Raw genomic sequence first — 5025 nt, 5'->3', positions numbered from 1 at the left:
ATTCTAAAGATGAAAACGTAACTGTAAATATCTACAAAAACGCTCCGGTCGCAGGCAGTAAAACCCATAGCGGCAAGGTAAATCGAAATATAAATTCTTTAAAAGAAAGAGGCGGAGCGATCTTTGCCGAGAAGTGCGCTTCCTGCCACGGCGAGAACGGGCAAAAAAAAGCCTATGGAGTATCGCGTAAACTCAAAGATCTGGATGCCAAGGAGATCTCGATAGCTATTTCGCAATACACCACGGATCTAAGCTATGGCGGCAAGATGAAAAATATTATGCAGCTGATCGCTGCCAAGACAAGCGCTACGGAGCTAGGCTACATTATCGCTTATCTAAAGGGCGACGATTCATTCCTCTACGATAGCCCATCTAGCAGAAGTGCGAATACCGAAATTTCCACTGCCCCTAGTGAGCAGGGCTCGTATCTAAAATAAGGGGTATGCGATGAAAGTGGCAGTAGTTTTAGCTAACGGATTTGAGGAGCTTGAGGCGATAAGCATAATTGATATTTTAAGACGCGCGGATATTGATGCTCTAGCTGTGGGGTTAGAGAAAAAATGCGTCCGTGGTACGCACGGCATTGAGCTTGTGGCGGATGAAATTTTGGATGATATTAAGGCGTCTGAATTTTCCATGATCGTTTTACCGGGAGGCTTACCTGGCGCGGAGAATTTAGCCAAAAGCGAGAAGCTCGGTAAGATCCTACGCGACTTTGATGCAAATAACGCAAAAATCGGCGCAATATGTGCCGCTCCATGGGCGCTAGCTACCGCGGGTGTGCTAAAAAGCTCTTATACTTGTTATCCAGGTTTTGAAAATCAGATCGCCCACCCAGGCTACACGAATTCGGCGAATGTCGTAAAAGATCAAAATATAATGACTTCGAAAGGCCCTGCTACTGCGATGGAATTCGCACTGCAAATCGTCCGTGAGTTAAAAGGCGAGCAGGTTTATTCCAAGCTAAAATCCGATTTGCTTTTTAAATAAAATTTCAAGTGAAGGCCGATTCCAACGCGCTTTATTTTGCCATCTGTAAAACGGGGTGCGTGATTTTGCCACGCCTGAGAACTACAAATTTTATCTTACTCTGCACGTATAAAATAGCCACAATATTTATTCTGAGTATCCGTAAACGACAAAAGGAATTCTTGCAACTCAAATTTTAGATCGAAAAACGCAAAAAACTTTGTGCGTGACAGATAAAATTTTATTGGAGCTAGTCGCTATTGAAACTAAATATTAACATCGTAGCGGCGTGGAGCGCGAGTATGAAAGATATTTTGGGCGTAGGCTCTTAAAAGGATACGCAGCTGAATAAATTTCAGTGTGGCATCTTCGCGATGCACTCGCTAGCAGAAGATGAACAGATCGCGCAAAACGTGCTAAACAAGGGTATCGGCGTGATCAAAAACGATAAGATCACGCTGGATATAAATTTGATCAAATAGCGACGTCAATGTGTCAAGAGGCAAAACGGCGCAGTTTTTGAAGGTTTTGTCGGTAAAGCTCAGATTTATCGGGAAGCATATAAGCTTGTAGCGCGCGACGAAAGCGTTATTTAGAATTCCTAAAAAGGATAAAATTTAGCGCTTCTTTAAAATATCTTCGTTTAAAAATGTCGCGCTGCTTTGTATCGTTTTGGTAACGCGGTCTTTAGAATTTTGCGTTTTGTCGGGTACGGGTCTATGTGCGATCAAATTTACGCGCCCGATTTTCGCCGTGAAATAAAAAATCCCCAGTATCGTCGCGTTTAGAAATACTCCAAAATATATCCGTTCTAATCCCCATATTCCTATGCTGGCGGCATGAATGGGCACAAAAATTATCGCGATTAAGACCGGATAATAATCCGAAATTTTATTTTTGGCAAGGATTACGGTCGTAACGATGGCGTATGCGATGAGCGTAAAGGGAGAGATAAGCAAGAGTGCAAAAAGCGCGTTTATGCGTTGATAATCTTCGTGCCCGATTAAGACGCAAAAACTACAAAATGCGAGCGTTATAAGAAAAAATAAAGGTAAAATCCACCGCGTTTTCACGTCGCGCCCTTTAAGCAACGATAAAAAGAGCAGATGAGAACCCAGCGCAATACAATAATAATCAAATATAACCGATGAGCTTAGAAACGTGAGCGGTATGGCGAGCAGCGTACCCGGTCCATCAAAATATATCCCACTAAACATGAGCCACGTGATAAAGAGCATAAAAGCATATTTCAGACCCGCATAAGTGGCGCAAACACAGATACTAACAAGGATAAATCGTATAAATTTGCTCATTTGTCTTTTTCCTAAATTTAGGTAATTATAGCAAACTGCGAAAAACAAACGGCGCAAAATTTTAAATTTAGCCCGTGCGCTCGCCGAATCCACTGCCGATTACGAACTCATACGCAAGAGAACCTGCTAATGTCTTCGTATTATTTCATCCACGTCCGCGTCGCAAGAGAAAATTCATAAATTCTAAATTCGTTTTGCGTTATCATTGCGCTAAATTTAAAATTTTACGCAAAGGGGATCATATGAAAAATACGGCATTCATCACGGGCGCTACGAGCGGCTTTGGCGAGGCGATTTCTAGGGCGCTTAGCGCGCAAGGCTATAAGATCATTGCGCTTGGGCGCCGCAAGGAGCGGCTACAGAAGCTAGCCGGCGAGCTAGGCAACACTCACATTATCGCCGCAGACATTCGCGATAAAGCTGCGGTCTTTGATGCCGTGAGCGCGCTGCCTGAAAATTTCAAAGACGTCGAGGTGCTGGTAAATAACGCAGGTCTTGCGCTCGGGCTTGAGGGGATCGCGCAGACGCCCGTAGAGGATTTGGAGACGATGGTCGATACGAATATCAAAGGCGTGCTGTATTCGACCAAGGCGGTGCTGCCGCTGATGATCGCGCGCAAAAGCGGCTATATCTTCAATCTCGGCTCGACTGCGGGCGCGTGGCCCTATCCGGGTAGTCACGTTTACGGCGCGAGCAAGGCGTTTATCAAGCAGTTTAGCCGCAATATCCGCAACGACCTGCGCGGCACCGGCATCCGCGTGACGGAGATCGCGCCGGGCATCTGCAAGAGCGAGTTTAGCCAGGTGCGCTTTAAAGGCGATCTAGCGCGCGCCGCAGCCGTGTATGAGGGGGTCGATGCGATCCTGCCCGAGGATATCGCGCAGATCGTGCTAAGCTGCCTAGCGATGCCGCACCGAGTAAATATCAATGTCGTAGAGGCGATGGCGACACAGCAGAGCTGGGCTGGGCTTTTTATCGAGAAGCATTAAATTTTAAGGCGAGAAAATGAAAAAAATTATATTACTAATGTTTTTATCGGTTGCCGCGTTTGCGGTAGATGATGCGACCAGGCAGCATAATGCCGAGCTTTTCGGCATCTGGACGCTAGTGCCGCCCGTCGTGGCGATCGCGCTTGCCTTTATCACCAAAGAGGTGATTTTATCGCTTTTCATCGGCGTTTTTAGCGGCACCTATATGCTAGCAGTCGTTAACGACAATCCGATCTCCGCGCTTGTGGGCAGCTTTACCGATCTGGTCGCGCGCGTGGTGGGCTCGATGGCTAGCAAAGGCAACGCGGGCGTGCTTTTGCAGGTGCTTTGTATCGGCGGCGTAGTCGCACTGATTAGCAGGACGGGCGGCACGAAAGCAGTGGCGCTTTGGATTAGCAAGCGCGCCAAAACGGGTGTCTCGGCGCAAATTTCAACATGGGTTATGGGTCTTTTCGTATTTTTCGACGACTACGCAAACGCACTAATCGTAGGCCCCGTCATGAGGCCGATCACCGATAAATTTAAGGTCAGCCGCGAAAAGCTCGCCTTTATCATCGACGCCACCGCCGCGCCGATTGCGGGTATCGCGCTAATTTCTACCTGGATAGGTCTTGAGGTCTCTCTGATAAGAGCGGGATATGATCAGATCGGCGTGCAAAACGTAAATGCCTTCTCGATCTTCGTGCAAACCATGCCGTATCGCTTCTACAACCTTTTTATGCTTGCTTTCGTGGTTTACGTGGCGTTCATGCGCAGGGATTTCGGGCCTATGCTCTCTGCCGAAAGGCGCGCAGCGACTGGCGAAATCCACTCTAAAAATTCTAACATCGCCGAGCTCGAAGATAAAACGCTAGAGCCTAAAGAAGGCGTCAAGGCGCAGGCCTCAAACGCCGTTATCCCGCTTATAGTGCTAATCTGCGGCGCGTTTGCGAGCTTTTATTTTAGCGGGCTAAGCAAGCTTGAAGGCGATGCTCTCGCAGCCGCAAAAGCCGCTCCGCTAAGTTTTGCAACGCTTCAGGCGACGTTCGGCAACGCGAACTCGTCGGTTGCGCTTTTTCAAGCGGCGCTTCTTGCTACGGTCGTGTCTATATTTATGAGCGTTTACCGCAAAATTTTTGACATCAGAGAGGCGATCTCTACGTGGATTAAAGGGTGGAAGACGATGATCGTTACGATCGTGATCTTGCTGCTTGCCTGGTCGCTCAGCTCTGTCATCAAAGAGCTCGGCACGTCGCGCTATCTGGTCGATATGCTAAGCCAAAACACGCCGAAATTCTTGCTTCCGGTAGCGATTTTCGTACTGGGTTCGTTCATTAGCTTTTCGACGGGCACGAGCTACGGCACGATGGGAATTCTAATGCCGCTTGCCATACCTTTGGCAAACGCCGTGGGACTTCACTACGGGCTTTCGGGCGATGCGCTTCACGCCTATATGATCGTAAATATCTCGGGCGTGCTAACCGGCGCGATTTTCGGCGATCATTGCTCGCCGATTTCGGACACCACGATCCTTTCGTCGATGGGCGCGGGCTGCGATCATATCGAGCACGTAAAGACGCAGATGCCTTACGCTCTATCCGTCGGCGCGGTCGCCGTGGTGGCGGGCTATCTGCCCGTAGCGCTAGGGCTTAGCGTCTGGATCGCGCTACCGATGGGACTTGCCGTTACGTGGGCTCTCGTGCGATTTGCAGGCAAAAAGATAGAGGAGTAGCTCCCGCAAATTTTAAATTTGCTTTTAAATTTTGAATTCCGCA

Annotated in this window: 5 protein-coding genes; 4 read left to right on the top strand and 1 reads right to left on the bottom strand. The window is 48.1% G+C overall.

The window, feature by feature from the left end; translation table 11 throughout:
- Both Q0620_RS07650 and Q0620_RS07645 read left to right on the top strand, forming a co-directional pair.
- Positions 1-437, top strand: a 437-nt coding sequence (locus tag Q0620_RS07650; RefSeq protein ID WP_298784236.1) for a cytochrome c, incomplete at its 5' end; no start/stop codon positions are given.
- Between the two features lie 10 nt (positions 438-447).
- Positions 448-990 carry a DJ-1 family glyoxalase III gene (locus tag Q0620_RS07645; protein WP_298784234.1) on the top strand — a complete coding sequence of 181 codons (543 nt, stop codon included), beginning with the start codon at positions 448-450 and terminating at the stop codon, positions 988-990.
- A gap of 596 nt (positions 991-1586) precedes the next feature.
- Here Q0620_RS07645 and Q0620_RS07640 read toward each other — a convergent pair.
- Positions 1587-2282, bottom strand: a complete 696-nt coding sequence (locus tag Q0620_RS07640; protein ID WP_298784232.1) for a hypothetical protein — start codon at positions 2280-2282, stop codon at positions 1587-1589.
- Positions 2283-2524: 242 nt separating this feature from the next.
- On the opposite strand from Q0620_RS07640, the gene Q0620_RS07635 reads away from it, so the two are divergent.
- Together Q0620_RS07635 and Q0620_RS07630 are read left to right on the top strand one after the other, a co-directional pair.
- Positions 2525-3271 (top strand): SDR family NAD(P)-dependent oxidoreductase, encoded by a 747-nt coding sequence (locus tag Q0620_RS07635; protein ID WP_298784230.1) that lies wholly within the window; start codon positions 2525-2527, stop codon positions 3269-3271.
- A 16-nt stretch (positions 3272-3287) separates the two neighbouring features.
- Positions 3288-4982, top strand: coding sequence for a Na+/H+ antiporter NhaC family protein (locus tag Q0620_RS07630; protein ID WP_298784228.1), 1695 nt, complete (start codon positions 3288-3290; stop codon positions 4980-4982).
- Positions 4983-5025: the final 43 nt, after the last annotated feature.

It is taken from the genome of uncultured Campylobacter sp. (assembly GCF_938017615.1).
Taxonomy (GTDB): domain Bacteria; phylum Campylobacterota; class Campylobacteria; order Campylobacterales; family Campylobacteraceae; genus Campylobacter_B.
Note: the sequence above shows the minus strand (reverse complement) of the source record. Positions and strands in the feature narration are given on the sequence as shown.